The organism is Noviherbaspirillum album (genome assembly GCF_035916955.1).
Taxonomy (GTDB): Bacteria; Pseudomonadota; Gammaproteobacteria; order Burkholderiales; family Burkholderiaceae_D; genus Noviherbaspirillum; species Noviherbaspirillum album.
Genome location: NZ_JAWIIV010000003.1, coordinates 22,152 through 47,210, shown reverse-complemented (window position 1 = coordinate 47,210; position 25,059 = coordinate 22,152). Strand labels below are relative to the sequence as shown.

At 63.6% G+C, this 25,059-nt stretch carries 26 protein-coding genes; 18 read left to right on the top strand and 8 right to left on the bottom strand.

Features of this window, described 5'->3' with window-relative positions:
- Window positions 1-52 precede the first annotated feature (52 nt).
- Window positions 53-1,186, bottom strand: coding sequence for a hypothetical protein (locus RY831_RS05060; RefSeq protein WP_326505236.1), 1,134 nt, complete (start codon window positions 1,184-1,186; stop codon window positions 53-55).
- A gap of 551 nt (window positions 1,187-1,737) precedes the next feature.
- On the opposite strand from RY831_RS05060, the gene RY831_RS05055 reads away from it, so the two are divergent.
- The 5 genes from RY831_RS05055 to fghA all read left to right on the top strand — a co-directional run bounded on the left by RY831_RS05055 (window position 1,738) and on the right by fghA (window position 5,792).
- Entirely contained in the window at window positions 1,738-2,076 is a 339-nt protein-coding gene (locus RY831_RS05055) for an HNH endonuclease (protein WP_326505235.1), read from the top strand.
- Between the two features lie 17 nt (window positions 2,077-2,093).
- Window positions 2,094-2,504 (top strand): DUF2721 domain-containing protein, encoded by a 411-nt coding sequence (locus RY831_RS05050; protein WP_326505234.1) that lies wholly within the window; start codon window positions 2,094-2,096, stop codon window positions 2,502-2,504.
- Between the two features lie 164 nt (window positions 2,505-2,668).
- Entirely contained in the window at window positions 2,669-3,289 is a 621-nt protein-coding gene (locus tag RY831_RS05045; RefSeq protein WP_326505233.1) for a class I SAM-dependent methyltransferase, read from the top strand.
- A gap of 178 nt (window positions 3,290-3,467) precedes the next feature.
- The gene (locus RY831_RS05040) at window positions 3,468-4,574 is read left to right on the top strand and encodes an S-(hydroxymethyl)glutathione dehydrogenase/class III alcohol dehydrogenase (RefSeq protein WP_326505232.1); all 1,107 of its coding nucleotides are present in this window, start codon (window positions 3,468-3,470) and stop codon (window positions 4,572-4,574) included.
- Window positions 4,575-4,946: 372 nt separating this feature from the next.
- Entirely contained in the window at window positions 4,947-5,792 is an 846-nt protein-coding gene (gene fghA / locus RY831_RS05035) for an S-formylglutathione hydrolase (protein WP_326505231.1), read from the top strand.
- Window positions 5,793-5,953: 161 nt separating this feature from the next.
- Here fghA and RY831_RS05030 read toward each other — a convergent pair whose 3' ends face one another.
- Window positions 5,954-7,180, bottom strand: coding sequence for a malic enzyme-like NAD(P)-binding protein (locus RY831_RS05030; protein WP_326505230.1), 1,227 nt, complete (start codon window positions 7,178-7,180; stop codon window positions 5,954-5,956).
- A 609-nt stretch (window positions 7,181-7,789) separates the two neighbouring features.
- On the opposite strand from RY831_RS05030, the gene RY831_RS05025 reads away from it, so the two are divergent.
- Window positions 7,790-8,473 carry a methyl-accepting chemotaxis protein gene (locus tag RY831_RS05025; protein ID WP_326505229.1) on the top strand — a complete coding sequence of 228 codons (684 nt, stop codon included), beginning with the start codon at window positions 7,790-7,792 and terminating at the stop codon, window positions 8,471-8,473.
- A gap of 71 nt (window positions 8,474-8,544) precedes the next feature.
- Here the strand turns inward: RY831_RS05025 and RY831_RS05020 are convergent, their stop codons facing one another.
- The 3 genes from RY831_RS05020 to RY831_RS05010 form a co-directional block, all read right to left on the bottom strand.
- Window positions 8,545-8,907 (bottom strand): hypothetical protein, encoded by a 363-nt coding sequence (locus RY831_RS05020; RefSeq protein ID WP_326505228.1) that lies wholly within the window; start codon window positions 8,905-8,907, stop codon window positions 8,545-8,547.
- 285 nt (window positions 8,908-9,192) lie between these two features.
- Window positions 9,193-9,801, bottom strand: a complete 609-nt coding sequence (locus RY831_RS05015) for a carboxymuconolactone decarboxylase family protein (protein WP_326505227.1) — start codon at window positions 9,799-9,801, stop codon at window positions 9,193-9,195.
- A gap of 61 nt (window positions 9,802-9,862) precedes the next feature.
- A complete protein-coding gene (locus RY831_RS05010) occupies window positions 9,863-11,086 on the bottom strand; it encodes a YbfB/YjiJ family MFS transporter (RefSeq protein ID WP_326505226.1) in 1,224 nt (407 codons plus the stop codon).
- Window positions 11,087-11,150: 64 nt separating this feature from the next.
- Between RY831_RS05010 and RY831_RS05005 the strand changes: the two genes are divergently transcribed.
- The 4 genes from RY831_RS05005 to RY831_RS04990 all read left to right on the top strand — a co-directional run bounded on the left by RY831_RS05005 (window position 11,151) and on the right by RY831_RS04990 (window position 15,424).
- The gene (locus RY831_RS05005; protein WP_326505225.1) at window positions 11,151-12,062 is read left to right on the top strand and encodes a LysR family transcriptional regulator; all 912 of its coding nucleotides are present in this window, start codon (window positions 11,151-11,153) and stop codon (window positions 12,060-12,062) included.
- A gap of 143 nt (window positions 12,063-12,205) precedes the next feature.
- Window positions 12,206-12,763, top strand: a complete 558-nt coding sequence (locus RY831_RS05000; protein WP_326505224.1) for a CHRD domain-containing protein — start codon at window positions 12,206-12,208, stop codon at window positions 12,761-12,763.
- 116 nt (window positions 12,764-12,879) lie between these two features.
- On the top strand, window positions 12,880-14,658 hold the full coding sequence (locus RY831_RS04995; protein WP_326505223.1) for an ExeA family protein: 1,779 nt from the start codon (window positions 12,880-12,882) through the stop codon (window positions 14,656-14,658).
- Between the two features lie 4 nt (window positions 14,659-14,662).
- The gene (locus tag RY831_RS04990) at window positions 14,663-15,424 is read left to right on the top strand and encodes a general secretion pathway protein GspB (protein WP_326505222.1); all 762 of its coding nucleotides are present in this window, start codon (window positions 14,663-14,665) and stop codon (window positions 15,422-15,424) included.
- 450 nt (window positions 15,425-15,874) lie between these two features.
- Here RY831_RS04990 and RY831_RS04985 read toward each other — a convergent pair whose 3' ends face one another.
- Window positions 15,875-16,768 (bottom strand): DMT family transporter, encoded by an 894-nt coding sequence (locus tag RY831_RS04985; RefSeq protein ID WP_326505221.1) that lies wholly within the window; start codon window positions 16,766-16,768, stop codon window positions 15,875-15,877.
- Window positions 16,769-17,006: 238 nt separating this feature from the next.
- Between RY831_RS04985 and RY831_RS04980 the strand changes: the two genes are divergently transcribed.
- Window positions 17,007-17,918 carry a helix-turn-helix transcriptional regulator gene (locus tag RY831_RS04980; protein ID WP_326505220.1) on the top strand — a complete coding sequence of 304 codons (912 nt, stop codon included), beginning with the start codon at window positions 17,007-17,009 and terminating at the stop codon, window positions 17,916-17,918.
- 165 nt (window positions 17,919-18,083) lie between these two features.
- A complete protein-coding gene (locus RY831_RS04975; protein WP_326505219.1) occupies window positions 18,084-19,229 on the top strand; it encodes a GGDEF domain-containing protein in 1,146 nt (381 codons plus the stop codon).
- A gap of 13 nt (window positions 19,230-19,242) precedes the next feature.
- Here RY831_RS04975 and RY831_RS04970 read toward each other — a convergent pair whose 3' ends face one another.
- The gene (locus RY831_RS04970; protein WP_326505218.1) at window positions 19,243-20,376 is read right to left on the bottom strand and encodes an alpha/beta fold hydrolase; all 1,134 of its coding nucleotides are present in this window, start codon (window positions 20,374-20,376) and stop codon (window positions 19,243-19,245) included.
- A 227-nt stretch (window positions 20,377-20,603) separates the two neighbouring features.
- On the opposite strand from RY831_RS04970, the gene RY831_RS04965 reads away from it, so the two are divergent.
- Genes RY831_RS04965 through RY831_RS04955 form a run of 3 tightly spaced genes read left to right on the top strand, consistent with a single transcriptional unit; the run spans window position 20,604 to window position 21,701 of the window.
- Window positions 20,604-20,969, top strand: coding sequence for a MarR family winged helix-turn-helix transcriptional regulator (locus RY831_RS04965; RefSeq protein ID WP_326505217.1), 366 nt, complete (start codon window positions 20,604-20,606; stop codon window positions 20,967-20,969).
- Window positions 20,970-21,004: 35 nt separating this feature from the next.
- Window positions 21,005-21,424 carry a PaaI family thioesterase gene (locus RY831_RS04960; protein WP_326505216.1) on the top strand — a complete coding sequence of 140 codons (420 nt, stop codon included), beginning with the start codon at window positions 21,005-21,007 and terminating at the stop codon, window positions 21,422-21,424.
- Window positions 21,425-21,467: 43 nt separating this feature from the next.
- A complete protein-coding gene (locus tag RY831_RS04955; protein WP_326505215.1) occupies window positions 21,468-21,701 on the top strand; it encodes a DUF1653 domain-containing protein in 234 nt (77 codons plus the stop codon).
- A 324-nt stretch (window positions 21,702-22,025) separates the two neighbouring features.
- Here the strand turns inward: RY831_RS04955 and RY831_RS04950 are convergent, their stop codons facing one another.
- Complete coding sequence (locus RY831_RS04950) at window positions 22,026-22,265, bottom strand: hypothetical protein (RefSeq protein WP_326505214.1); 240 nt, start codon at window positions 22,263-22,265, stop codon at window positions 22,026-22,028.
- A 327-nt stretch (window positions 22,266-22,592) separates the two neighbouring features.
- Here RY831_RS04950 and RY831_RS04945 point away from each other — a divergent pair, with 327 nt between their 5' ends.
- The 3 genes from RY831_RS04945 (at window position 22,593) to sigJ (ending at window position 25,016) form a co-directional block, all read left to right on the top strand.
- Window positions 22,593-22,964 carry a SirB2 family protein gene (locus RY831_RS04945; RefSeq protein ID WP_326505213.1) on the top strand — a complete coding sequence of 124 codons (372 nt, stop codon included), beginning with the start codon at window positions 22,593-22,595 and terminating at the stop codon, window positions 22,962-22,964.
- 42 nt (window positions 22,965-23,006) lie between these two features.
- Entirely contained in the window at window positions 23,007-24,068 is a 1,062-nt protein-coding gene (locus RY831_RS04940) for a D-hexose-6-phosphate mutarotase (RefSeq protein WP_326505212.1), read from the top strand.
- Between the two features lie 66 nt (window positions 24,069-24,134).
- Window positions 24,135-25,016 carry an RNA polymerase sigma factor SigJ gene (gene sigJ, locus RY831_RS04935; RefSeq protein ID WP_326505211.1) on the top strand — a complete coding sequence of 294 codons (882 nt, stop codon included), beginning with the start codon at window positions 24,135-24,137 and terminating at the stop codon, window positions 25,014-25,016.
- The last annotated feature ends 43 nt before the right edge of the window (window positions 25,017-25,059 follow it).

Here is a 25,059-nt window from a genome sequence, read left to right as displayed (position 1 = left end):
ACCCGGTGCGGATGGACCGGGTGAATGCGTCGTTACGATTTACGATTACGCTTCAATGGATGGTTGGCTGTGACGGATACCCGCCCTGCCCGCCGAAGGCACCGCCCTGCTGTCCCTGGAACGCCTGGTACCCCGGCACACCCCCCATTGACTGGCCATAGGCATCGGCACCGAACGGCAGGATTCTGCCAAGCTGCCCGGCGAGACCGCCGATGGTGCCGCCAAGCTGCTGGTTGCCGAACGCGCCGCCGATGGCGCTGCCCAGCGGCTGGCCTATCTGGCCGAGCAGGTTGCCGAAGAAGCCCTGCGGAGCGAGCTGCTGCAGTTGCTGCGCATAGGCCTGCATCGGATCGGCATTGAACGGCAGGATCCTGCCGAGCTGGCCGGCGAGACCGCCGATAGTGCCGCCGAGCTGCTGGTTGCCGAATGCGCCGCCAATAGCGCTGCCTAGCGGCTGACCAATCTGGCCGAGCAGGTTGCCGAAGAAGCCTTGCGGAGCGAGTTGCTGTGCCAGCTGGGCTTGCTGCAGCTGCTGTGCATAGGCCTGCATCGGATCGGCATTGAATGGCAGGATTCTGCCAAGCTGCCCGGCGAGACCGCCGATAGTGCCGCCGAGCTGCTGGTTGCCGAATGCGCCGCCGATGGCGCTGCCCAGCGGCTGGCCTATCTGGCCGAGCAGGTTGCCGAAGAAGCCTTGCGGGGCCAGCTGCTGCGCCAGCTGCGCTTGCTGCAGCTGCTGCGCATAGGCCTGCATAGGATCGGCATTGAACGGCAGGATCCTGCCAAGCTGGCCGGCGAGACCGCCGATAGTGCCGCCGAGCTGCTGGTTGCCGAATGCGCCGCCAATGGCACTGCCCAGCGGCTGGCCGATCTGTCCGAGCAGGTTGCCGAAGAAGCCTTGCGGGGCCAGCTGCTGCGCCAGCTGCGCTTGCTGCAGTTGCTGCAGCTGTTGCAGCTGTTGCGCATAGGCCTGCATCGGATCGACATTGAACGGCAGGAGTGAACCGCCGACACCGCCTGCGATCTGCCCGATCTGAGAACCCAGCGATGGATTGCCGAACAGTCCGCCGATGCCCTTTCCGATCAGGCCGCCTACCGGGCCGCCGAGCAATCCGCCGAAAAAGCCTTGCGGCGAAAGCTGTTGTCCTGCGAGCCCGCTGTTGAAGCCTTGCTGAAGATCCGTCATGTCAATGTCCTTTAGAAGTCATGAATGCGTTAACCGCTGTTTGGTGCAGACGTGTCCGGGCCTGCGGCAGCAACGCATTCATTCATACGTTTTGGTAGGGGCCGTGCGACGGCTCCGAGTCACGCGGATGCGGCCGTCACGGCGGGCAGTTCACCGCGGCATCGTGCCGCGGCGATTCGCACAGCGAGGCCACATGGAAGCTTTCAATCGCGCACGTCATTCATGTGCGGCATGCATCGGAACGCATCCGCAAAACGTGGCAGCTCGCTTGCCACACCATCTTGGTCGGCGCGGTCGAGGTTTTCAAGGACGCTTTCGTGCAGCTTGAGCGGTCTCAACTGGTTCCGAACTAGCAGAAAGTCTGAAATCACTACATCAGCCATTCATGCTAAATCGGCTTTTCATTCAGCTGGCAAGCAGGCTCTGCTCGACGGCAAGCGGCCGGATCCGTTTTTGCCCTCGCCTGCAAGCAAGGCATCAAACGCTCATAATGTGATGCTCTTGCCTACGGAATGTCATCATGTGCTTGTCTTCCAGGATCGTTTTCTCGATTGTCCGCATTGCGGCATGCCTGGCCTGGCGCCAGCGTGCATGAGGCGCGGCGGACGTCGATGGAGCTCTGTCCCCTCTGCGGCCGCGAAATGCTCGACGGTCCCTCGGTGAACGAACACCATCTCGTGCCGCGCACCTTCCGCGGCCGGGAGACGGTGAAGATGCACCGCATCTGCCACAACAAGATTCATTCGGTATTCAGCGAACGGGAGCTGGCCCAGTACTACCACACGCCCGAGCGTCTGCTCGAGAACGAAGAGATCCGCAAGTTCGTCAAGTGGGTTCAAAAAAAACATCCGGCGTATTACGATGCGCACCACAAATCCAAACGACGTTGAATTCCGCCAGGCCATCAATGAATCTCACCACGCCCGCACTGCTGTTCCCCGCGATTTCCCTGCTGCTCCTCGCGTACACCAACCGCTTCATCGTGCTGACCCAGCTGATACGGCACCTGCATAGCCAGAACCAGGAAAACCTGACCGACGTGGTGGTGCGCCAGATTTCCAACCTGGGACTGCGCATCAGGCTGATCCGCCGCATGCAGGCCATGGGGGTGCTGAGCTTCATCTTCTGCGCGATGGCCATGCTGTTCGTGTTTCTCGACATGATCGATGCCGGCCAGATCATTTTCGGCGTCAGCATCGTTCTGCTGCTGGTATCGCTGGTTTTCTCCCTGTACGAAATTCTGATCAGCACCAATGCAATCGAGATCGAATTGCAGGATATTAAGCGCAAGCTGCGGGAGCGCGACGTAACGCAGTAGAATCTGCATCCATGAGTTTCCAAATGGAAGCTCCGTGCCCGGGCATGGAAGCGACCTCTTTTGCGCACAACAGGCAAAGGATGAACTTTCTGCTCTCCAAATGTCTTATCGATTTGATCAGAATAAAATATCCGTCCCGACAACTTCCAATTCAAAACAGGCCTATGAATCCGATCTCCGTCGATAACGTAGTCAGTACTTACCGTTTTTATGCCCCGCTTTACGACAGATTGTTCGGTGCAGTGCTGGAGCCGGGCCGCCGCGCGCTGACCGAAGCCGTCAACGTCATCAAGCCGTCTTCCATACTCGAAGTCGGGGTAGGCACCGGGCTGACGCTGGCCCGCTATCCGGCGTCGGCCTCGGTGGTGGGTATCGACATTTCCGACGAGATGCTCAATATCGCGCGCGACCGTGCCGCCAAGATGCCCGAGCGCAGCATCCATCTGGCGGCGATGAATGCGGAGGCGATGGATTTTCCTGATGGCTCCTTCGACTGTGTGGCCATTCCCTACGTGCTGTCGGTCACGCCGCATCCGGAACGCCTGGTTGCCGAGATACGGCGAGTCTGCCGCAAGGGCGGCACCATCCTGATTGTCAACCACTTCAGCGGCAGCCGCTTCTGGTGGTTCATGGAACGCGCGGTGCACAAGCTGGCCGCCCGCATCGGCTTCCGCTCCAGCTTCTGCTTCGATGAACAAATCCTGAAGTACGACTGGAAGATCGAATCGGTGAAGAAGGTGAACCTGTTCGGCCTGTCCCGACTCGTGACGATACGCAATACCTGAACGGTAAAGCGGACAAGTCGCGGGCGGATTTCCGGCAGCGCCCGCAGCGCGACTTCATCCGGACCGGTAGAATGTGGCGGCATGTCGGGCGCAATGCCAGGAAAGCGGAACGAAGTCTCCGTCATCGCGCCCCGTTCATCGAACACCACCGATCAATCTACCGTTCAGGAGCTCCTCAATGAAAACCAAAGCCGCGATCGCCTGGAAGGCCGGCGCCCCTCTTTCCGTGGAAGAAGTCGATCTCGACGGACCGCGCGCCGGCGAGGTGCTGATCGAAGTCAAGGCGACCGGCATCTGCCATACCGATTACTACACGCTCTCGGGCGCCGACCCGGAAGGCATCTTCCCCGCCATCCTCGGCCATGAAGGCGCGGGCGTGGTGGTCGACGTCGGGCCCGACGTGCGCTCGCTGAAAAAGGGCGACCACGTCATTCCGCTGTACACGCCGGAATGCCGCCAGTGCAAGTTCTGCCTGTCGCGCAAGACCAATCTCTGCCAGGCGATCCGGTCCACCCAGGGCAAGGGCCTGATGCCGGACGGCAGCAGCCGATTCTCGATCGGCGGCAAGCCAATCTTCCATTACATGGGCACCTCGACCTTCGCCAACCACATCGTGGTTCCCGAAATCGCGGTGGCCAAGATCCGCTCCGACGCGCCTTTCGACAAGGTCTGCTACATCGGCTGCGGCGTCACCACCGGCGTCGGCGCGGTGCTGTTCACGGCGAAGGTGGAAGCCGGCGCCACTGTCGCGGTATTCGGCCTGGGCGGCATCGGCCTGAACGTGATCCAGGCGGCGAAGATGGTGGGCGCCGACAAGATCATCGGCATCGACCTCAATCCGGCGCGCGAAGAGATGGCCCGCAAGTTCGGCATGACCCACTTCCTCAATCCGAAGGACCATGAAAACATCGTCGATGCGATCGTCCAGCTGACCGACGGCGGCGTCGATTACTCGTTCGAATGCATCGGCAACACCAAGGTGATGCGCCAGGCGCTCGAGTGCTGCCACAAGGGCTGGGGCAAATCCATCATCATCGGCGTGGCCGAAGCCGGCGCCGAAATCAGCACCCGCCCCTTCCAGCTCGTCACCGGCCGCGAATGGAAAGGCTCCGCCTTCGGCGGCGCCCGCGGCCGCACCGACGTGCCGAAGATCGTCGACTGGTACATGGAAGGCAAGATCAACATCGATGACCTGATCACCCACAAGCTCAGCCTCGACCAGATCAACGAAGGCTTCGATCTGATGAAGCGCGGCGAGTCGATCAGGTCGGTGGTGATGTATTAAGCCGGCCGGCAACAGGCACGAGAAATAAGAAATGAGATATGAGTAAAACTGACTGCCGCAGCCACTAAAGGCTGTGGCAGTAGACCGCTTGCAAGCAGCCGAAGAAGCGCGTGCCGCAGCGGATAAGAAGTGAAACTTGTCTGAGCCCGCAGGGCGAGTTTGTTTCACTTCCCGGTGCGGCACGTGATTCTTCGGGAACCCGAAGGGCCGCTTGCCCGCGGCCGCCTTTCTTTGCTTACTTTCTTTGGCGGAGCAAAGAAAGTAAGCGGCTGCCGGGCCGCCCCCGGCAAACCTCCACGAAGAGCCCGAAGTGTTGAATCACCGAAGAGACACAGGGAAGCACACGCGACCAACCTATCATAAGGTGCCAACATGCTAGAAATCCTCTCCGAACACCGCTGCTTCAACGGCATCCAAGCCTACTACCGCCACGACTCCGAAGCCATCGGCCTGCCGATGCGATTCTCCGTCTTCCACCCCCCGGCCGAACGCAAGGAAATGGTCCCCGTCCTGTTCTACCTGGCCGGCCTGACCTGCACCGAAGAGACATTCATGATCAAGGCGGGCGCGCAGCGCTACGCCGCCGAGCACGGCATCATGCTCGTCAGCTGCGACACCAGCCCGCGCGGCACCGGCATAGAAGGCGCCGACAAGGACTGGGACTTCGGCCACGGCGCGGGCTTCTATCTCGACGCGACGCAGGCGCCATGGAGCAGGCACTTCAGGATGGAGACCTATGTGACGCAGGAGCTGCGCCGCATCATCATCGACGAGTTCAATGTCGAGGAAAGCTGCATGGGCATCTTCGGCCATTCGATGGGCGGCCACGGCGCGCTGACGCTGGCGCTGCGCCATCCCGACAAGTTCTGTTCGGTGTCGGCATTCGCCCCGATCGCCGCCCCCGTCCGCGCGCCGTGGGGCCAGAAGGCTTTCGGCAATTATCTGGGCAGCGACCAGGCGGCGTGGAAGGAACACGATGCCAGCGAACTGATGAAGCACCGCAGCACGCCCTTCCCCAAGGGCATCCTGATCGACCAGGGGCTGGGCGACAAATTCCTCGCGGAGCAATTGCTGCCGGAGGAATTCGAGCAGGCCTGCATCGAGGCAAAACAGCCGCTGACGCTACGGCGGCACGAGGGGTATGACCACGGGTATTACTTCATTGCGAGCTTCATCGAGGATCATCTGAAGTTTCACAAGGAGAACCTAAGAGGGTGAGGCGAAGGTTTTGAACCATTGCTTTACGTCTGCCAAACCGGCATGCATGAGCTTTCTCTCTGCCACGACCGCCCTCACCCCAACCCCTCTCCCGCAGGCGGGAGAAGGGTTGGGGATGAGGGGGGTAGCCAAGGCAGGCTAACGCCGACATAATCACAGCATCAAAGCAGCGTCTTCGCCAGCGCCTCCAGTTGTGCCCGGTAAGCCCGCGCATCCAACTCCCTGCGCGCCACCCCGCTCGCCTGCGCCGCTTCCGCGATGCGCGGTGTCACGCCTGTCAGCAGGCGCTTGTCGAGCAGCGTGGGCACGATGTACTGGCGGCCGAACTGATCGTCGCTGCGCGCCATTTCCGCCAGCGCCACCACGCAGGCGCGCTTCATATCCTGGTTGATGGTGCTGGCGCCGGTATCGAGCGCTGCCCGGAACAGGTAAGGGAAGCACAAGGCATTGTTGATCTGGTTCGGATAGTCGGAACGGCCGGTGGCGATGATCGCATCCGGCGCCACTTCGCGGATCAGCTCGGGCCGCAGCTCGGGCTCCGGATTGGCGAGCGCGAACACGATAGGCTTCGCCGCCATCTTCTTCACGTCTTCCTGCTTCAGCAGGCCCGGGCCGGACAGGCCGAGGAACACATCGGCCATGCCGATGACATCGGACAGCGTCTTCGCATCGGTGCTCTGCGCCCAGGCGCGTTTTTCCTCGGTCAGTTCGCGCTCGGTGGTGAGCACGCCGCGGCTGTCGCAGACATAGACGTTCTCGCGCTTCACACCGAGGTCGACCAGCATGTCGAGGCAGGCAATCGCCGCCGCGCCGGCGCCGGAACATACCACCTTGGTCAGAGAAATGTCGCGCCCGGTCAGGTGCAGGGCATTGAGGAAACCGGTGCCGACCACGATGGCGGTGCCGTGCTGGTCGTCATGGAAGACCGGGATGGACAGCCGCTCGCGCAGCTTGCGCTCGACGTAGAAGCATTCGGGCGCCTTGATGTCTTCGAGATTGATGCCGCCGAAGGTAGGATGCAGCGCGGCGATGATCTCGACCAGCTTTTCCGGGTCGGTCTCGTCGATCTCGATATCGAAGGAATCGATGCCGGCAAATTTCTTGAACAGCACCGCCTTGCCTTCCATGACCGGCTTGCCGGCCAGCGCGCCAATGTCGCCCAGGCCGAGCACTGCCGTGCCGTTGGTGATCACGCCCACCAGGTTGCCCTTGGCGGTGTACTCGTAGGCCTTGGCCGGATCCCTGTTGATTTCCATGCAGGGTGCCGCGACGCCCGGCGAATAGGCCAGAGAGAGGTCGGCCTGGCTGGCGACCGGCTTGGTGACCTGGATGGCGATCTTGCCCCGCTGTCCGGCGGCATGGTACTCAAGTGCTTGTTGTTCCAGCATGATGGATATGTTCTTTTCTTGGCAATGGATAATGAGTGGTCGGCACAGGTCCCGATGCGACATCGGGACCTGCGCGGCAATATGCCAGGGCGACCGACCGGGGCGGCCATGGCCGTTCCCGTCATGCGTCATGCCCTTGCGTCATGCCTTTTGCGGCGCGCGATGCGCCTTGGTGCGGCATTCCCTGACCACCCTGGTGGCGGCAGATCAGGAACGCTACGCTGGAATGGGTGTGCAAACGTTTTCGCCATCGTTTGCGGTGCGCACGGGAATTGGTAATGTCCCGGCGTGCCGTGATAGGTGCTGCCGCGCCAAGCGGGCCGGCACCGGGCTCTCCCGCGGATAGGGGAAAGTGGTCAAACAGCGCGCCCGGCGAGCGACGAACGAATTGCGAACGAATGCGCGACTGCGCCGGGGAGCGCTAGCCTAGCATATTCTTTCCAAACGGGTAATACCGCCGCTCCGCCTCGGTGCGGGCAGCGACGCCATGCTCCGCATCGGTGCGCCGCGAGCGGATGGGGACTGGTCGGCGGATCAGAAAGGACGATACGGAAAGGATGGTATGGATTCTGCTTTCTACAGAGAAACTATCTTTGCAATGGAGCAGCGATGACCCAACTCAGCCTCGTCAAGACGCCAGCACCGACGCCCTCTGCCGCCAAGGTCAAACTGTCGGGCGAACTCTTTGCCTCGATGATCAACCTGTCGGGCCGGCGCCGCTTCACTTCCCAGCGACTCGTGCTGTATGCGGTACTGGCGTCGCTCGGCCATGACAATGCGGCGGAAACCTCGCGCGATGCGCTCAAGCTGTTCACCGATGCCCATCTCGCGCTGGTCAACGGCAATGCGCAGATTCCCGGCGTGTTCTGCACCGAACTGCAGGAAGCCTACTTCGGCAGCGCACAGGGCGACCGCCAGATCCGCGGCTTCATCGATCTGGCCGGACGCTGCCTTGACGCCATCGCATCCGGCGCGCGCCAGGCGCCGGCGCTGCTGGAGCAGCTGGTCGGCCAAGCCACGCCGCTGCTCACGGTGCTCAACCGGTTGACGCAGGTTTACGAGGAATTATCGAAACGGCATGCATCGCAGGTACGCAAGCAGCTGCACGGCATCATGAACGACATCGAATCGATCGCCCGGCAGGCGCGCATGGTGTCATTCAACGCGCAGATCGTCGCGGCAAGGGCCGGACAGGCGGGCAGGGAATTTTCGGTGGTGGCGGGCGTGCTGTCGGACATCACCGGAGAAATTGACGGCCTGGTGCACGAGGCGCTCAACAGTTCCGTGGCCTGACAGCGTCGGCACGTCGGCGCGCCAACGCATGACGCAGCCCGGTATTCCGGGCCCGTCATTTCAATACAGTCTCAGCGGAATGCCTCGGCCAGCGACATCACGCGCGGCGTGAACTGGATGTTGAACTTGCCCAGCGCTTCGGCAAGCTGGGCGAGATTGGTTTCCTTCTCGGCGGCGGTCCAGCCCTCGAAAATATCCGTGCCAGCCTTCTGGAAATGCATGTCGACGATCTTCTTGCCGTCGTGATGGGTATAGGGCTTGGACAGCACCTGCTTGAAACCCAGGCCCTCGACTGCCTGGATGAACTCGGCGGGAGGCGTGGTCGCATCAAGTGCGGTATAAATCATGAACGTCTTGCCGGGCGGCTTGGCGGCGACATCGACGACGTACACGCCCGGAGCCACCGGCGCGGCAGTACTCTTTAAAAATAACATCTCCCCGTCCCTCTTGTCTTCTGTATAAGTCGCATCCAGTCTGTCCGAACTACGGCATGCCGGAAATGCATCCCATGTCGTAGCTTGCCATATAGCAATATGCCACAAATACCTGGGTGCTCATACCCCGGTGCGCTGATGGTACCGCGGACTTGTGGCGCGATCGGCACGCCGCGGGACTACGGGGCCTCAGAATTCGGGGCACATGTACCTTGAGGTCTTCTTGAATTACCGTGTATTCGCGTTGTTGCCGGAACCGGTCCTGTCGGCGGCCGCATGGTGAATCTAGCGCGGAAACGACGCCAGCGGCGCAGCGGCAGCATCAGCCAACGGCGGCGTGCGGGCGACGTTCATCAGCATCGACACCGTGGTGAAGTAGCCGGCGAGGCCGATCAGGTCAACCACGCCGCGTTCGCCGAAGGTCTCGACGGCGCGGGCATAGGTGGCGTCCGATACGCCGTGATTGCGCGCCAGCTCCTCGCACAATTCATACGCCGCTTCCTCGTCCGCGGCCATGCCGGTGGGCCGGCGCCCTTCGGCCAGCGCATCCAGCGCCTCCTGCCGCACGCCGGCCTTCAGCGCGAGCGGATAATGCATGCACCATTCGAATTGCTGGGTCCACTGGCGCGACACGATGAGCATCACGAATTCGCTGATGCGCTTGTCGAGCACGCTGTCGAAGCGCAGGTATTCGCCGACCTTCTGCAGCCGGTTCAGCAGTTCGGGGCTGCGCATGAGCGGGATGAAGGGCCCGAACACCGCGCCGCGCGGGCCGGCGATCAGTGCTTCCGCCGCTGCGCGCTGCGCCGCATCCATTTGTTCCATCGGCAGCGCCGGCATGCGTTCCGGGCCGGGCATGCAATCCTGCAGACTGGTGGGTTTGGCATTGGTCATGGGTATTTCCTCGGTGAGTTATACGTTGAATGTGTACGGCTGTGCAGCGCTGCAGCGGGGGTCACGGCGCATCGCGCTCCATTGCCAGGACCGCGCCGCCTGCGGCCAGCAGCGCCGCGGCCACGATCAGGCCGCCGGAAAAGCTGCCGCCGCCGACGGTCAGCGGGCCGACGATCTGCCCAGCGGCGAAGGCCGATGTCATTGCGGCCAGCAGCACGGTGGCATTGCGCCCGGCGCTGCGCTTGGCTTCCTGCAGGGCGGCCAGCGTGATCACCATGAAAGTGCCGCCCACGCACAGCGCCGCGGCGAAGATCGCCGGCAGGCCGGACCAAAGCACGGGCGCAAGGATGCCGGCGGCCATGATGAAGTGGCATGCCATCCACAACCGCCGGTTGCCCATGCGGCTGACCAGCGCGGCGACGGCCAGCGTCGACAATGCTGCCGCCAGCCCGAAGACCGGCCATGACCAGCCGAATGCGCCCGACCCCTGCAAGGCCTGCCTGGCCATGACGGGAATGAAGGTGGCCGGGATGATGTAGCCAAAGCCGAAGATGCCGTAGCAGGCCACCAGACGCACCGCCCGCGCATTCCAGCGGAAGCCGCCTGCCGCTGCACCGGATACCGTATCGGATCCCGCGCCTGCCGGCGCCTTTTCCGCAGCGTCGTGCGCTTGGGGACGGAATAAGCGCCAGACAAGCAGCGTGATGCCGGCTGCCAGCGCTCCCAGGCAAAGCCAGGCCGTGGGCGAAGCGGCATGCATCTGCATCAGCGCGAGACACAGCAGGCCGGCGGCGGCGATGCCGGTGCCGACTCCGGCGAACACCACGCTGTTGAGAAAGGGCCGCTGGTAGCGGCTCAGGTTTTCCATGCACCAGGCGGAAACGGATATGAGCACCCATGCGCTCGCAACGCCAGCCACCAGGCGCAATGCCGCCCACGCGGCGAGCGGCAGCTGCGCCGCCATCGCCAGCGTCGTAAAGCCGATGGCCAGCAGGCCGGCGCGGATCGCAGTCTCCGGCCGCAGGCGGATGCGCATCGCGCTGAGCGCGCCGAGCAGGTAGCCGACATAGTTGGCGGAGGCCAGCCAGCCGCCGGCGGCCAGGCTCAGGCCGGCGTCCTGCAGCATCATCGGCAGCACCGGGGTGAAGGCGAAGCGGCCGATGCCCATGGCCACCGCCAGTGCGGCCAGGCCGGCCAGCGCAGGAACGATTCCGGTCGCGCCGGACGCGCCGGATGCGCCGGAATCGTTCCGGCTTTCGGGAAGGGAGGCGGGAGAAGGAGTCATGACGCCAGTCTAGCTTGACCGGTCCATTCTGAAAAATGAATAATGAAGATAGGAGGTTCTCAAAATGAGAAACATCGATCTGGAATCCTTGCATATCTTCAAGGCCGTCGTCGATCACGGCGGAATCACCCGCGCGGCCGCCCAGCTGAACCGGGTGCAATCGAACATCACCACCCGCATCAAGAACCTGGAGGAGCGGCTCGGCGTGCAGCTGTTCCAGCGCCGGGCCGGGAAGCTGGTGCTATCGGCCGAGGGCTCGGTGCTGCTGGCTTATGCGGAACAATTGCTGCGCCTTTCCACGGAAGCCGAAAATGCGCTGCGCAGCGGCACGCCGCGCGGCACCTTGCGTATCGGCACCATGGAAAGCACCGCCGCCGCCCGCCTGCCGCCGTTGCTGGCGCAATACCACCGCAGTTATCCGGATGTGCAGATCGAACTGGCGACAGGCACCTCGGGCGGTCTGGTCGAGCGCGTGCACCGCTTCGAAGTGGAAGCGGCCTTCGTCGCCGAGCCCTTCCAGGCCGCCGATCTCGACATGATCGAAGTCTTCACCGAGGAACTGGTGCTGATCGCGGCCAGGCATGCGCCGCGCATCGAATCGGCGAAGGATGTGCAGAAGCGCACGCTGATCGCCTTTTCCAGCGGCTGTTCGTATCGACGCATCCTGGAGGAATGGCTGGGCATGTCGTCGGTCATGCCGGCGCGGGTGCTGGAACTGGCTTCCTACCATGCGATCGTGGCCTGCGTCGCGGCCGGCTCGGGCATCGCCATCGTGCCGCGCTCGGTGCTCGGCGTGGTGCGCGCCGACGAAGACGTCGCGGTGTTCGCATTGCCGCCCACGGTGGCGCGGGCGCGTACTTGCCTGGTGTGGCGGCGCGGCCACCAGTCGGTCGCGCTGGAGGCGATGAAGCAGTTGCTGCTCGACAGAAAAAACGCGGCCGAATCGGCGCAGGTCGAGATGCGTTCCGCTGCCTGACTGCAATTGCCCAACCGCCCAACCGCCCGATTCCTTGCGCTGGGTCGCGGACCCGGCGCGCGCTTCGCGCACAATGGGCAGCGAGGGATTGCCCATCCAAACCCCATGCGGATGCACATCGCCCTCGTTCAACGGGAGACATCATGCCGCGCCACTCATGCATCCTGCTGTCCATACTGCTGATACTTGCTGCCTGCGGCGGTGGCGGCGGCGACAGCGGCTCCGGCAGCACCAGCCTGGATTCCTCCTCGACGCAGCCCGCCCCACAGCCGGCCGCGCAGCCCCAGAGCGAAACCTATGCCGTGACGCTGAGCGGCGCCGAACAGGTACCGCCGCGCATCACCGGCGCGCAGGGCAGCGGCAGCGCCTCGGTCAATCCGGCAACGCGCCAGATGACCGTCAGCGTTACCGTGACAGGCACGACCGCCAACGCAGTCAACCTGCACCAGGGTGCGCCCGGCGCGACCGGCCCGATCTTCCTTTCGCTGGTTGAAACGGCGCCCGGCAGCGGCACCTGGACCGGGCGCACCACCCTAAGCGTGGCCGAACATTCGGCTATGCGCGCCGGGCAGTTCTATGTCAATGTCACCAGCGCGGCCTTTACCGCCGGCGAGATCCGGGGCCAGATTGCGCTGCGCTCGGGAGCGGGCGGCGCCACTGGAACCGGTGGCGGTGTCACGGGGACTGCCGCCCTGCGCTGACCCGAAGGTAGCAAACGGCATCGCCAGAATTTCCAGCTGGAACGAATCTCCATTGTTGCCCCGCAAATTGCACGGCCGCATGCATGCTATCCTGTCGGGCTCAATTTTCGATTGCCATGTACACCGAATTCTTCAGGCTGAGGCAAGCCCCCTTCTCCATTTCTCCCGATCCGCGCTATCTCTTCATGAGCGAGCGCCATCGCGAGGCACTGGCGCACCTGCTGTACGGCATCGACAGCGGCGGCGGACTGGTGCTGCTGACCGGCGACATCGGCACCGGCAAGACCACGATCTGCCGCTGCTTCCTCGAACAGGTGCCGGCCAACTGCAATGTCGCGTACATCTTCAATCCCAAGCTGAGCGTGGCCGAACTGCTGCAGTCGATCTGCGAGGAATTTCACATTCCGGTCGCCGAACGCGAGCGCCACAGCGTCAAGGACTACATCGATGCGCTCAACGGCTACCTGCTGGCGTCGCATGCGGAAGGCCGCAACAATGTGCTCATTATCGACGAAGCGCAGAATCTCTCGCCCAAGGTGCTGGAGCAGCTGCGCCTTCTGACCAATCTCGAAACCAATGAACGCAAGCTGCTGCAGATCATCCTGATCGGCCAGCCCGAGCTGCGCGCCATGCTGGCGCAGCCGGAACTGGAGCAGCTGGCCCAGCGCGTGATCGCGCATTACCACCTGACCGCGCTGTCGGAGGAAGAGACCGCCAGCTACATCCAGCATCGCCTGTCCACCGCCGGGCTGGCATCGCCCTCGCCGTTCCGCCAGTCCATGATTCGCCAGATCCACCGGCTGACCGGCGGCGTGCCGCGCCGCATCAACCTGCTGTGCGACCGCGCGATGCTGGGCGCCTATGCGAAAGGCTTGGCGACGGTGGACCGCGACACCATCGCCGCGGCCGGCGCCGAACTGTTCATCAACCAGCGGCGCCATGCCGGTGCGCGGATGCATGCCTGGCACTATCCGCTGCTGGGCGCGCTGGCCGGCGTCATCATTCTCGGCGTGGCCCTGATCACCGCCAATGCCGGAGCCCTGCGCGTGGCCGCCGAAGACGGATGGGCGCGCGTCGCCAGCCTGATGTCCAGGGAAACCCCGGTCCCGGCGCCGAAGGACAAGAATACGGACGGGAACGCAGCGCAGCCAAAGGCCGCCCAGCCGGCAATGCCGACATCGGCAAACGCGGCGGACGACTCCAAGGGACAGCCGGCGACGGCCAGCGCACCGGGCGCACCGCAGCGCCTGTTCGCCGAACACGACGGCAGCCCGCTCGGCACGGCGCTCGATGAAAACGCCGCGATCCGCCAGCTGGCCGCCTATTTTTCATCCGGCTTGCCGGAGAAGGAAACGCCCTGCGACAGCGCCGGACAGGCGGGATTGCGCTGCTACTGGAGCACGCGCGGCTTCGGCGAGATCCGTTCCATCGACAGGCCGGTGGCGATCAGGCTGGAAGACAATCAGAAGCGCAGCTACTACGTGGTGCTGAGCGAACTCCGGGATACCGAAGCGACGCTGCATGCCGGCGACCTCAGCCAGAACGTGCCGCTGTCGGTGCTGGGCCGCTACTTCCACGGCGAGTTCGTGACCCTGTGGCGCATGCCGCCCGGCTTCGAAGGCCCGGTCAAGCCCGGCGACCGCGGCCCGGCCGTGGACTGGCTGGCGCAGCGCCTGGCGAAGATCAACGGCGTCGAGGCGCCGCCGGCCGGCGCGCCTTACGGACCGGGCATGGTCAGGCAGGTCGGCCAGTTCCAGCAGGCGCACGGCCTGCATGTCGACGGCATCGTCGGCCCGGTCACCGCCATCCACATCAACCGCGCCTCCGGCATCGAGGAGCCGCGCCTGGGCGCCAGCCCGCGCGCGGGCCGCGAAAGCGCGAACGCAGGAAAATGAAGCCATGTCCTACATTCTCGACGCATTGAAAAAAGCCGAGGCCGAACGCCACGGCGGCCCACGCGCGGCCGGCCCGATCCCGCCGTCGTTCCATGTGCATGCGCAGCGCCAGCCGCTATGGCGCCGGCCATGGGTGTGGTCGGTGCTGTCGGCGGCGGCCGTGGTGGGCGCCGGCATGATCTGGATGGGCGGCGCGCCGGCGCCGGAGACCCCGGCACAGGCAACGCAGGCTACGCCGCCGGCACCTGCCGCATCTAGCACACCCGCGCCGGGTTCGCCGCCGCCGGTTGCCCAGGCACCGGCACCCGCTGCCCAGCAGCCTTCTCCCGCCCCGGCCGCCGCGCCGACGCCTCCGCTGGCGCAAGCTCCCGCCAGGGCACCTGAGGTGCCCGTCGAAAAGCCCAGGGCCGCGGAGCGCAAGCCGGTGGAAAAAAAGATGCCGGAAACCGCGAAGCCCGCCAGGAAGCCTCGGCAGGAAGACACGAAAGCCGCTGCCGCACCGACAACACCTGAAAAACCCCGGCCCGCGCCCGAACCGCCGGTCGGCACACTGCGCGACCTGCCCGCGCAGATCCAGCAGGAAGTGCCGCAATACAGCGTGGGCGGCTACATCTACTCCGCCAGCAAGGCCGACCGTTCTATATTGATCAACAAGCGCCTGCTGCGCGAAGGCGACGAAATCGCTCCCGGCTTCAAGCTTGAGACAATGACGCCGAGCGGCATGATCCTCAATTACAAGGGGTATCGGTATCGGGCGTCGTATTGAGGGGATGGCGTAGACCTCGGACGCAGGGACGGCTCTCCGGACAAGCGAAGTTTGTGCAGGCACGGAGGCCTGCACTACCGAGCGATGAAGAAAGACTGCATCAAAAGCTAACAAACGCTAACAAACGCAGCACAGCGAGGCTGTAGAAGTCCCCCTTCTAACGACGCCAAAGGAGAGTGGAGGCAAGCGGATAAGAAGCGCGGATGTTTGAGCCGAAGGCGAGTTTCCGCGCTTCCCGCTTGGCTCCACACTCCTTTGGGAACCCCGAAGGGGCGGCGGTAGCGGGGTCGTTTTCTTGCCTACTTCTTTGTCGACACAAAGAAGTAGGTGGCCCGCCGGGGCCGGTCCCGGCAAAGCACGCCTCCACGAAGAAATCAACGTTCAAGCTTTCTCCGGACAAAAGTCCTTTGTGCAGGCACGGAGGCCTGCACTACCACCGATGCCACCGATTCAAGCCGCCGCCGGCTTAAGCTTCGCCCGCACCGGCATGAACGCCAGCAGATTCCCCCCCAGCACGCAAGCCAGCCCGACAAACGCCATCAAGCTCCACACATACCCCTCATACACCGTCGAGATACTCAACGCCACCACCGGAAACAGCACCGTGCAATAAGCCGCCCGCTCCGGCCCCAGCCGCCCGACGAGCAGCAGGTAGACGGTAAACCCGATCACCGACCCCGGAACCGCCAGGTACAGCAGCGAGCCCAGATAGAGCGGGCTGGAGTCGAGCGTGAACGGCATGCCGAGCACGATGCCGATCAGCGTCAGGACGGCGGCGCCGATGAACATGGCCCAGGTATTGGTCAGCCAGGGCGTCAGGCCGAGCGACTGCATGCGGCTCGACAGCAGGTTGCCGGTCGAGAAGAACAGCGTGCCGAGGAAGGCCAGGCCCAGCCCGCGCAGCATCGCGCCGTCGCCCCAGTGGCCGCTCATCTGCGGCAGGAACAGCATGACGATGCCCGTCAGGCCGAGCAGCGCGCCGACGATGACCTGCGGCTGAATGGCGCGACCGAGGAAAAGCCGGCCGTTGATCGAATTCCACAGAGGCGCGGTCGAGAACACCACCGCGATCAGCCCGCTCGGCACCCACTGGCTGGCATAGTAGAAGCAGAGGAAATTGCAGCAGAACAGCGCGATGCCCTGCGCCACAAGATAGCGCCACGCCTCGCGCGGCGGGCGTATCGGCTTGCGCATCGCCACCAGGATCAGCAGCAGCACCGCCGCGGCGATCCAGAAACGGTAGGCAATCGACACTGGCGCGGGCACGGCGCCGAGCTGCCATTTGATGGCGATCCAGGTCGAGCCCCAGATCAGGACGGTGAGCAGGTAGAGAAAGGCATTCATTGCGGATATTCCTTAGTGTTGAGCACGCAGGATGCCCCGATCGAAGGCCGGCGACTTGTCTGGAATTGCGCTTGTGCCGCGGTGACCAGCGCGCCGGGTCATCGGGTCATCAATCATGGCGACGCCGCGTTTGTCCATTCTTGCGCTTTTTGCGCGCCGGACCTTGCGCCGCGCGCCCGGCGGCCACCCGGGCCAAGGGAAAGTGATACAGTAGTCGGCACCTTTCCGGCCCCTTGCCATGCAGACTCCGTCGACACTCCTGCCATCCCATCCCAGCGGCATCACGCATGCGGTATTCAATACCCTGCGCGGCACCAATGCGGAGCTGGAGCGCTTCGCCTGGCTGGGCGACGAGATGGCCATCGCCATCTGGCACCGGCGCACCGACGAGGAAGAAACCGCCTACATACGCCCCGGCCACCATACCCTGTCCTGCTACCTCGGCGGCGGCTACCGCACCGAACGCAACGAGCTGCCCGGACTATACGGCAGCCCCGGCCGCCTGTGCGCGCTGCCGGACGAGCACGAATCGCGCTGGGTGGTGCGCGACGAGCTGCGTTTCCTGCATGTGTATTTCCTGCCCGAGCATTTCACCCGGCGCGCCGTCATCGAACTCGATCGCGAACCGCGCGAACTGACCCTGGCCGACCGTACCTATTTCGAAGATGCGCAGATCGCGCACCTGTGCCAGTCGCTGGTGCAGATGCCATGGCAAGGCAGCGATGAACTGCTGCGGGTCAATGAAACCTCGCACGAACTGCTCAGCCGCCTGCTGCAATCGCAGGGCGTGCTGCGCCGCGCGCCGCGGCTCAAGGGCGGGCTGGCGCCCCTGATGCGGCGGCGGCTGGCCGATTACATCGAGACCCATCTCGACCAGCCCATCACCCTGGGCATGCTGGCCGCACTCGCATGCATGTCGGAATTTCACCTCGCCCGCATGTTCCGCATTTCCTTTGGCATGCCGCCCCATGCTTGGATCGCCGCGCGCCGGCATGACCACGCGCAGGCGCTGCTCAGGTCTCCCGGCTTGTCATTGCAGCATGTCGCCGATGCCTGCGGCTATGCCGACCTCAGCCATTTCAGCCACCGCTTCCGCAAAATGTCCGGCGTGTCGCCTACTCGATACCGCCAGGCGATACTGGGCAAATAGACAATCACCGCCCGGCAAACGTTGTTGACGACCGACGTTTTGCGCCGGCCTCGGGGTCTTGCGCTACATTTCCAGCCGGAAAAGTTGCCGTCATCCGCTAAGATACAACGGCTTGCGGATGGAACGATCGATGAGCGACGCCGACTCCGCGATGATGGGAAATTCATGGATGTCTTAACCGCCGGCGCCGCGCTGATCGTCGTGCAGCTTTGCGTTGCGCTCGTCATGGCCGGCATTTTCTATGCCGCGCCGACGGAAACCTGCACGCGCTTCTGGGCACTGTCCGGCGTGTCCTTCGCCATCGGCGTTCTGATGGTGGTGCTCAATGCGGGCGCGCCGCGCCCCCTGATCCTCATTGTCGGCAACAGCACGCTGATCCTCGGACTGGTGCTGCAGTGGTGCGGCATACGCGCGTTTTTCCAGAAGACGCAGGCAAGGACGGGATGGGTACTATGGCTGCTGTTCGTGATGCTGTTCATCCTGCTGGTGGTCCGCGATTCCGGCATCGGCGCGCGGGCGCTGCTGTCGGCCGTATTCGTGCTGGTCATGCTGCTGGTGACCCTGGTCGAGATGTGGACCGGGCCGGGTTCGCGCACCACCTTTGCCCGGAAGCTCACGGTCGGCTCGCTGCTGCTGCTTGTCATCAGCTACAGCGGCCGTGTCGTTGCCACCGTGGTCAACACTTCCGAACTGCTGCCCAGTTCCAGCAATACGCTGGCCGTGGTCCTGATCTACTTCGTTCCGATCGCGGGCACCCTGCTGTTCTGCAACGGTCTCCTGCTGCTGTATTTCGAACGCGTCATCGCCGACAAGCATCATCTCGCCACGCATGACGAATTGACAGGGCTGCTGAACCGCCGCGCCCTGGTTGCCGGCGGCGAACGCGAACTGCGGCTGGCGCAGCGCATGCACACGCCCATCACGGTGGCGCTGGCCGATATCGATCTTTTCAAGCAGATCAACGACACGCTCGGACATGAAGCGGGAGACCGCGCCATCATTGAAGTGGCGCGCCTGCTGAAAGATGCCTGCCGCAGCGTGGATCTGATCGGCCGTTACGGCGGCGAAGAATTCTGCCTGGTCTTTCCGGGCACCGACGAGGCAGTCGCGAGGACGGTGGCCGAACGGCTGGTGCAAACCGTCGCGGCGCATCGCTTCTCGATTGACCGCAACATCAGCATCAGCATCGGGCTGGCAAGCATGGGCGCGGCTGAAGTCGGGCAGGATTGGGCCCAGCTCGTCAGGCGTGCCGACAAGGCGCTGTATGCGGCCAAGCAGGCTGGCCGCAATCGCCATGAAGTCAGCGCCTGAACCGCAGCGAAGGTCAACGGTCAGCGACCCCGACGGGCGCGGCGGCGGAATGCACGGCGCCGCTGCGCAATTCCGCGCCCACCGCGCTGGCGGCCTGGCCGATACCGGCCAGCACCTCTTCCTGCGCCACGTGATGCAGCATGTGCCCGGCACCGGCCGTCACATGCAGGCTGCTGTGCGGCAGTTCGGCATGCAGCCGTTCGGAATGGTGGCTGGTGGTGACATGCTTGTCGTCGGCGCCGGCCATGATGACCACCGGCATGGTCAGTTCATGGTAGCGCTCCTGCAATGCATAGGCGGCCGGGATCATCAGCGCCGCTTCGGCCGCCGCCGCCCGCAGCTGTGACGGACGCAGCGTCATCCATACCGAGTATTCCTCTTTGAAACGCGCCGGCACCGGTGCCGGGCCAAATATTCTGCCGAGCACCGCGGGCCAGATGGCCCGGCTCAACAGCGGGGAAACGGTAAAGCGCATCAGGTCGCCCAGCACGGGAATGGCCGGCTGCGCGGCCAGTGTCACATCCAGCCGCGCGGTCGGGTAGTAGTATCCCGACATCAGCACCAGGCTCTTCACATAATCGGGCTGTTCGAGCGCCATCGATACCGCGACCTGCGTGCCCCAGGAATGCCCGACGATGATGGGATTCTCGATGCCCAGATGCAGCAAGGCGCGATGCAGCAGCTTGGCTTGCGCCTGCGGCGTCCAGATCGTGCTGCGCGGCCTTTCGCTGTAGCCGTAGCCCGGGCGGTCGAAGACGATCACGCGATACTTCTGGGCCGCCAGATCGATCAGCCCGCTGGTTTCGAAATCCTGGATCATGGTGCCGTTGCCATGTAAAAACACCACGGGCTGGCCCTGGCCCCGCTCCACGTAGTGCAGGCGCACGCCGTCGATCTGGAGAAATTCGCCAGCCGGCGGATTCTCGAGTACCGCCTGCCGGGTCTTCTGCCGCACCACGAGCGCGGCAGTCGCGAGTGCGGCGCCGGCGGCCAGCAGCCAGGGCGTGCGCCGGGATGTGCCCGAGGTTCCCGACGCGCCCGTCCCGGACAAGTCGAGCACCATAGGCCTATGCGATGAAACCTGCGATACAGCCGGGTCGGATGATAGGGACGGATCGGCATCGTACTGCGTGGAATAATTCTTCATTTGTTCTGCTCCCAGGATGGACAAAGCTGTTGGAAGTTCAGTCCATGCATGAAGTTCAATGCACATTTATTAATGTTCAAGCTCCCGCCGATTCGAGCCGGTTTGACAATATATGTACATGCATTTATATTCGCCGCATCTACCGCATCTACCTTTACCCGGCCATCCTCGTGGAACCCTTACGCTTGCCCTGCTATTGCGGCTCACTTCGCCAGGCGTCGCGCGTCGTGACGCAGCTGTATGACCAGGCGCTCAAGCCGTCCGGGCTCAAGATCACCCAGTTCGGCATCCTGCGCCTGCTGGGCGCCTGTCCCGGCCTGACTACCGGTGCGATGGCCGAGCTGCTGGCGATGGACAGCACCACGCTGACGCGCACGCTGAAAATCATCAGCGACAGCGGCTGGATCAAGGCCACTCCCGGTGAAGACAGGCGAGAGCGGCGCTGGACCATTACCAGCGAAGGCGAGGAAAGGGTGAGCCAGGCAATGCCGTTGTGGAAAAATGTCCAGAAGGAATTTGCTGAGATGGCCAGCGATGTCGACCTGGAGGCATTGACTCGCACCGTGCATCAGCTGGTGCTCAAGGCCGCATAGCCATACAGATATAACAATAGAAAGGCAGGACACGCATGGACTCTTCGAAAGACCTCGCCCACTACAATCGCGTCGGCACCGGCTACCTGCCCGGCCTGCTCGGCATTGAAGTGACCGGCCTGGGCGAAGGCACGCTGCAGGCGCAGATCACGGTGCGGCAATCCCACCTCGCGCCGAACGGTTATCTGCATGCCGGCAGCGTCATCACCCTTGCCGATACCGCCTGCGGCTATGCCTGCGTCGCCAACCTGCCCGAGGGCGCAGCCAACTTCACCACCATCGAACTCAAGAGCAATTTCCTCGGCACCGCGCGCGAAGGCATCGTTGCCTGCGAAGCCAAGGCGGTGCATCTCGGCCGCAACACGCAAGTCTGGGATGCGCTCGTTACGCACCGCGACAGCGGCAAGCTGATCGCCACCTTCCGCTGCACGCAGATGATCCTGTGGCCGAAATGAACGCCGCATCGATCAACCGGGCCTGCGATTTTCTGATCTCATCATGACCAGAACCGCAATTACGCCAGGCGTCTACGAGCATTACAAGGGCAAGCGCTATTTCGTGCTCGGCCTGTCTCGCAACACCGAGAGCAATGAAGTCTGCGTGGTGTACCGCCCGTTGTATGAAACCGACTGGCCGCAGCTGGTCCACCGCAATGCCGACATGTTTTTCGAACAGGTGGAAGTGAATGGCATGCAGGTGCCGCGCTTTCGCCTCATAGAACCGGGAATGTGACACGGCCGAACGGCGCGTGACGGTACCGCCATTTGCAATTCTGTTTTGGGAAGTTCGGTTCGGAATGCCTGCCGGCGTGACAAGCCGGACGAGTCCCGGCCGATGCCGATATCTGTGATGTGAGCCCGGGCTTGCGCCACGAAGCCTATGTGCGGAAAGTAAGGCGGTCTCCTGTAAAGGCCCATTGCGGGACTTGCGCCTTGCTTCCGACGGATGTGCTTGCTGCTCGATCGCCCTTGCCACGGGCGCTGCACTTGAATCTACTGCCTGCTATTTTGCTTGTACTGCTTTCTTTCTTAGCTTGCCTTTGCGGCTTGTTGCCTCTTAGGCACGTGCAGCGATTGCGCGCAGTTCCTGAGCCAGGTTCGGCTGGATGGAATCGTAGCTGCGTGCCATGCGGTACAGCTGGGCGATCGATGCGACGTCGCGCTTTTCTTCGGCGGCCGGCTTGGCTTCCGGAGTGATGGCCAGCAGTGCTTGCAGGAAGGCGCGGGCGGCGCGGCTGAGGTTTTCGGTATAGCTCAGGCCAACGGTTTGTGTGGAGTTGAATGTTGCTGTAGACATGGTGTATTCCTCTCAAAAATGTCTGGTACGGATAGAGTGTATGGACGGAACAGATATAATTCCAATTCGAAGTTTAGATATCAGATATTCCCCGTTTGAATTTCACTGGTGCAATATCTGATTGTCATTCCATTGGTTTCAGGAAAGACAATTTCTAACTTTCAAGTTCTTGAGTGACGGCATCCGCGGTTACGGTTCCCCCTCTCTTGTTAAAATGCCAGCCGCAGGCATCCTCTGCCGGTTTGCGTGAGTGCATGGCCGATGATGCCGAAGACGGTTATCGTTCTACGGGCGCCGTCGACCTTTCTCCAACTACTCCTGCCTCCCATGAGCTATCTCGCCGTCAAGCATCTCCACATGAGTTTCGTCGCGCTGAGCGGCATCCTGTTCTTCGTGCGCGGCCTGTTGATGCTGGCCGACTCGGCGGCGTTGCAGCGCAAGTTTTTCCGTGTCGCGCCACACATCGTCGATACCCTGCTGCTGGCCAGCGCGCTGGTGTTGGTGGTATGGAGCGCGCAGTATCCTTTCGTGCAGTCCTGGCTGACGGCGAAAGTCGTTGCGCTGGTGGCCTACATCGCGATCGGCGCGTTCGCGCTCAAGCGCGGCGGAAGCAAGGGCGTGCGCGCCGCCGCCTTCGTGGCCGCGCTGCTCGTCTTCGCCTACATCATCAAGGTCGCGGTGACCCGGCAGGTGCTGTAACAAACCTGCCCGCGTTGCGCTTCACTCACATCAAGGACCAGCATGACCAAGATTTACGAATACACCCAGCAGCCCCATTTCTGGATCGTGCACGACGAACAGGGTTACTGGCAGGTGCCGGCTCGCAATAACGGCTGGCAGGATCGCAGCCCCTTCGTCGGTCACGCGGTGAACCTGCGGGAAGTCGCCGACCTCGGCGGCATCGACCTCGGGCTGCCGGCAGCATCGGCCGCCGATTCCTTCACCCAGGAACTGCAGGCGCTGCCCGGGCTGACGCTGTCGAATGCGCAGGGCGATTCGGCATTCGTCACCCGCCAGGGCGCGCAGGTCGTTTCATGGAAGACCGCCGACGGCCGGGAGCGCATGTACCTGTCGGCCAGCACCGGCGGCATGACGCGCGCCGACGACACCATTCCGGCGGCGGCGATACGCGGCGGCGTGCCGGTCTGCTTCCCCCAGTTTTCCGACCGCGGCCCCATGGTCAAGCATGGCTTCGTCCGCAGCCTGCCGTGGCAGGTCGCGACCTCGCCATCCGCGCAGTCGCCGGCGATGGCGACCTTCGTCATCGAGGACGATGCGCAGACGCATCAAATCTGGCCGCATGCATTCCATGCCGAAGTCGGCGTGGTACTGGACGCCGGCCGCCTGGTCATCACCCTTACCGCCACCAACCGCGGCGATGTTGCCTTTCCGTTCACCGCCGCGCTGCATACCTATTTCCGGGTCGATGATATCCGCCAGGTGGAATTGCAGGGCCTGCAGCAGGTGCGCTACCAGGACGCGACGGCGGGTTGCGTGGAAGTGGTGCAGCAGGATGCCTCGGTGAAGATCGCCGCCGAACTCGACCGCGTCTACATGTCGCCGCCGAAAAAGCTGCTGCTGCTGGAAAACGGGCAGCCTTCGCTGCAGATCGAGCAGGTCGGCTTCGAGGACACCGTGGTCTGGAATCCGGGTCCGGTCAAGGCGGCCGCCCTGCCCGACTTTCCGGACCAGGACTGGCTGCACATGATCTGCGTCGAAGCCGCCTGCGTCATCACGCCGGTCACGCTGGCGCCGGGCCAGACCTGGACCGGCGGCCAGATCCTGAGTCTGCCGTCGCGCTGATCCTGTCACAACAGCGGCGCGCCAAACGTCTTGCGGGATGAATGAGTTTCCCTAAGGAGCCTTTCCGTGAACCAGCGCGCCGCATCCTTTCAAGCCTGCCGCCCCAAGCTCTACGGCATCGCCTACCGCATGCTTGGCTCGCGGGCGGATGCCGAAGACATCCTGCAGGATGCCTACCTGCGCTGGCACGGGCTCGGCGCAGCGGAAATCGCTGACATCCGCAGCGCCGAAGCCTGGCTGGTGACCGCGGTTACCCGCCTCTGCCTCGACCGCCTGCGCCATGCCAAGCTCGAACGCGAAACCTATCAAGGTCCCTGGCTGCCAGAACCTCTGGTGGCGCCGGCGGCATTGACGCCGGAAGAATCGGCGGAGCTGGCCAGCGACGTGTCGATGGCCTTCATGGTAGTGCTCGAACGTCTTGCGCCGGAAGAACGCGCGGCCTTCCTGCTGCACCAGGTATTCGACCTGGGCTATGACGAGATTGCCGGCATGCTCGGCAAGTCGCAGGTTGCCTGCCGCCAGCTGGTGCACCGCGCCCGCGAGCGTGTTGCGCAGGAGCGGCGGCGCTTCGCCATTAGCCGGGAAACGCATGTCGCGCTGCTGCAGCGTTTCATGGACGCCGCCCGGTCGGGCGACCGCGCGCAGCTGACCGCCCTGCTTGCCGACAATGCCAGCATGACGGCCGACGGCGGCGGCAAGGCGGTTTCCGTCAATACCGTGATGCATGGCGCCGACCGCATCGCCCGCCTGTTCCATGTGGTCGCGCGACAGTTCGGCGAACGCGCGAGCTACCGCATCGCCACCGTCAACGGCGAACCGGGCGTGCTGCGGCTGATCGACGGCAAGCTCGACTCGGTGATCTCGCTCGTCACCGACGGCAGCCGCATCGTCGAGATGTACAGCGTGCGCAATCCCGACAAGCTCAAGGGCATCGCGCTGGAAGTCTGAAAATCGTTGTCACAGATCCGGAAGCCGGCGCGTCTGGCAGTTG

Bases quoted from the DNA above. Each gene is read 5' to 3' on its own strand.
- RY831_RS05060 (WP_326505236.1), bottom strand. From the start codon at position 1,186: ATGACGGATCTTCAGCAAGGCTTCAACAGCGGGCTCGCAGGACAACAG.
- RY831_RS05050 (WP_326505234.1), top strand. From the start codon at position 2,094: ATGAATCTCACCACGCCCGCACTGCTGTTCCCCGCGATTTCCCTGCTG.
- RY831_RS05045 (WP_326505233.1), top strand. From the start codon at position 2,669: ATGAATCCGATCTCCGTCGATAACGTAGTCAGTACTTACCGTTTTTAT.
- RY831_RS05040 (WP_326505232.1), top strand. From the start codon at position 3,468: ATGAAAACCAAAGCCGCGATCGCCTGGAAGGCCGGCGCCCCTCTTTCC.
- fghA (WP_326505231.1), top strand. From the start codon at position 4,947: ATGCTAGAAATCCTCTCCGAACACCGCTGCTTCAACGGCATCCAAGCC.
- RY831_RS05030 (WP_326505230.1), bottom strand. From the start codon at position 7,180: ATGCTGGAACAACAAGCACTTGAGTACCATGCCGCCGGACAGCGGGGC.
- RY831_RS05025 (WP_326505229.1), top strand. From the start codon at position 7,790: ATGACCCAACTCAGCCTCGTCAAGACGCCAGCACCGACGCCCTCTGCC.
- RY831_RS05020 (WP_326505228.1), bottom strand. From the start codon at position 8,907: ATGTTATTTTTAAAGAGTACTGCCGCGCCGGTGGCTCCGGGCGTGTAC.
- RY831_RS05015 (WP_326505227.1), bottom strand. From the start codon at position 9,801: ATGACCAATGCCAAACCCACCAGTCTGCAGGATTGCATGCCCGGCCCG.
- RY831_RS05010 (WP_326505226.1), bottom strand. From the start codon at position 11,086: ATGACTCCTTCTCCCGCCTCCCTTCCCGAAAGCCGGAACGATTCCGGC.
- RY831_RS05005 (WP_326505225.1), top strand. From the start codon at position 11,151: ATGAGAAACATCGATCTGGAATCCTTGCATATCTTCAAGGCCGTCGTC.
- RY831_RS05000 (WP_326505224.1), top strand. From the start codon at position 12,206: ATGCCGCGCCACTCATGCATCCTGCTGTCCATACTGCTGATACTTGCT.
- RY831_RS04995 (WP_326505223.1), top strand. From the start codon at position 12,880: ATGTACACCGAATTCTTCAGGCTGAGGCAAGCCCCCTTCTCCATTTCT.
- RY831_RS04990 (WP_326505222.1), top strand. From the start codon at position 14,663: ATGTCCTACATTCTCGACGCATTGAAAAAAGCCGAGGCCGAACGCCAC.
- RY831_RS04985 (WP_326505221.1), bottom strand. From the start codon at position 16,768: ATGAATGCCTTTCTCTACCTGCTCACCGTCCTGATCTGGGGCTCGACC.
- RY831_RS04980 (WP_326505220.1), top strand. From the start codon at position 17,007: ATGCAGACTCCGTCGACACTCCTGCCATCCCATCCCAGCGGCATCACG.
- RY831_RS04975 (WP_326505219.1), top strand. From the start codon at position 18,084: ATGGATGTCTTAACCGCCGGCGCCGCGCTGATCGTCGTGCAGCTTTGC.
- RY831_RS04970 (WP_326505218.1), bottom strand. From the start codon at position 20,376: ATGAAGAATTATTCCACGCAGTACGATGCCGATCCGTCCCTATCATCC.
- RY831_RS04960 (WP_326505216.1), top strand. From the start codon at position 21,005: ATGGACTCTTCGAAAGACCTCGCCCACTACAATCGCGTCGGCACCGGC.
- RY831_RS04955 (WP_326505215.1), top strand. From the start codon at position 21,468: ATGACCAGAACCGCAATTACGCCAGGCGTCTACGAGCATTACAAGGGC.
- RY831_RS04950 (WP_326505214.1), bottom strand. From the start codon at position 22,265: ATGTCTACAGCAACATTCAACTCCACACAAACCGTTGGCCTGAGCTAT.
- RY831_RS04945 (WP_326505213.1), top strand. From the start codon at position 22,593: ATGAGCTATCTCGCCGTCAAGCATCTCCACATGAGTTTCGTCGCGCTG.
- RY831_RS04940 (WP_326505212.1), top strand. From the start codon at position 23,007: ATGACCAAGATTTACGAATACACCCAGCAGCCCCATTTCTGGATCGTG.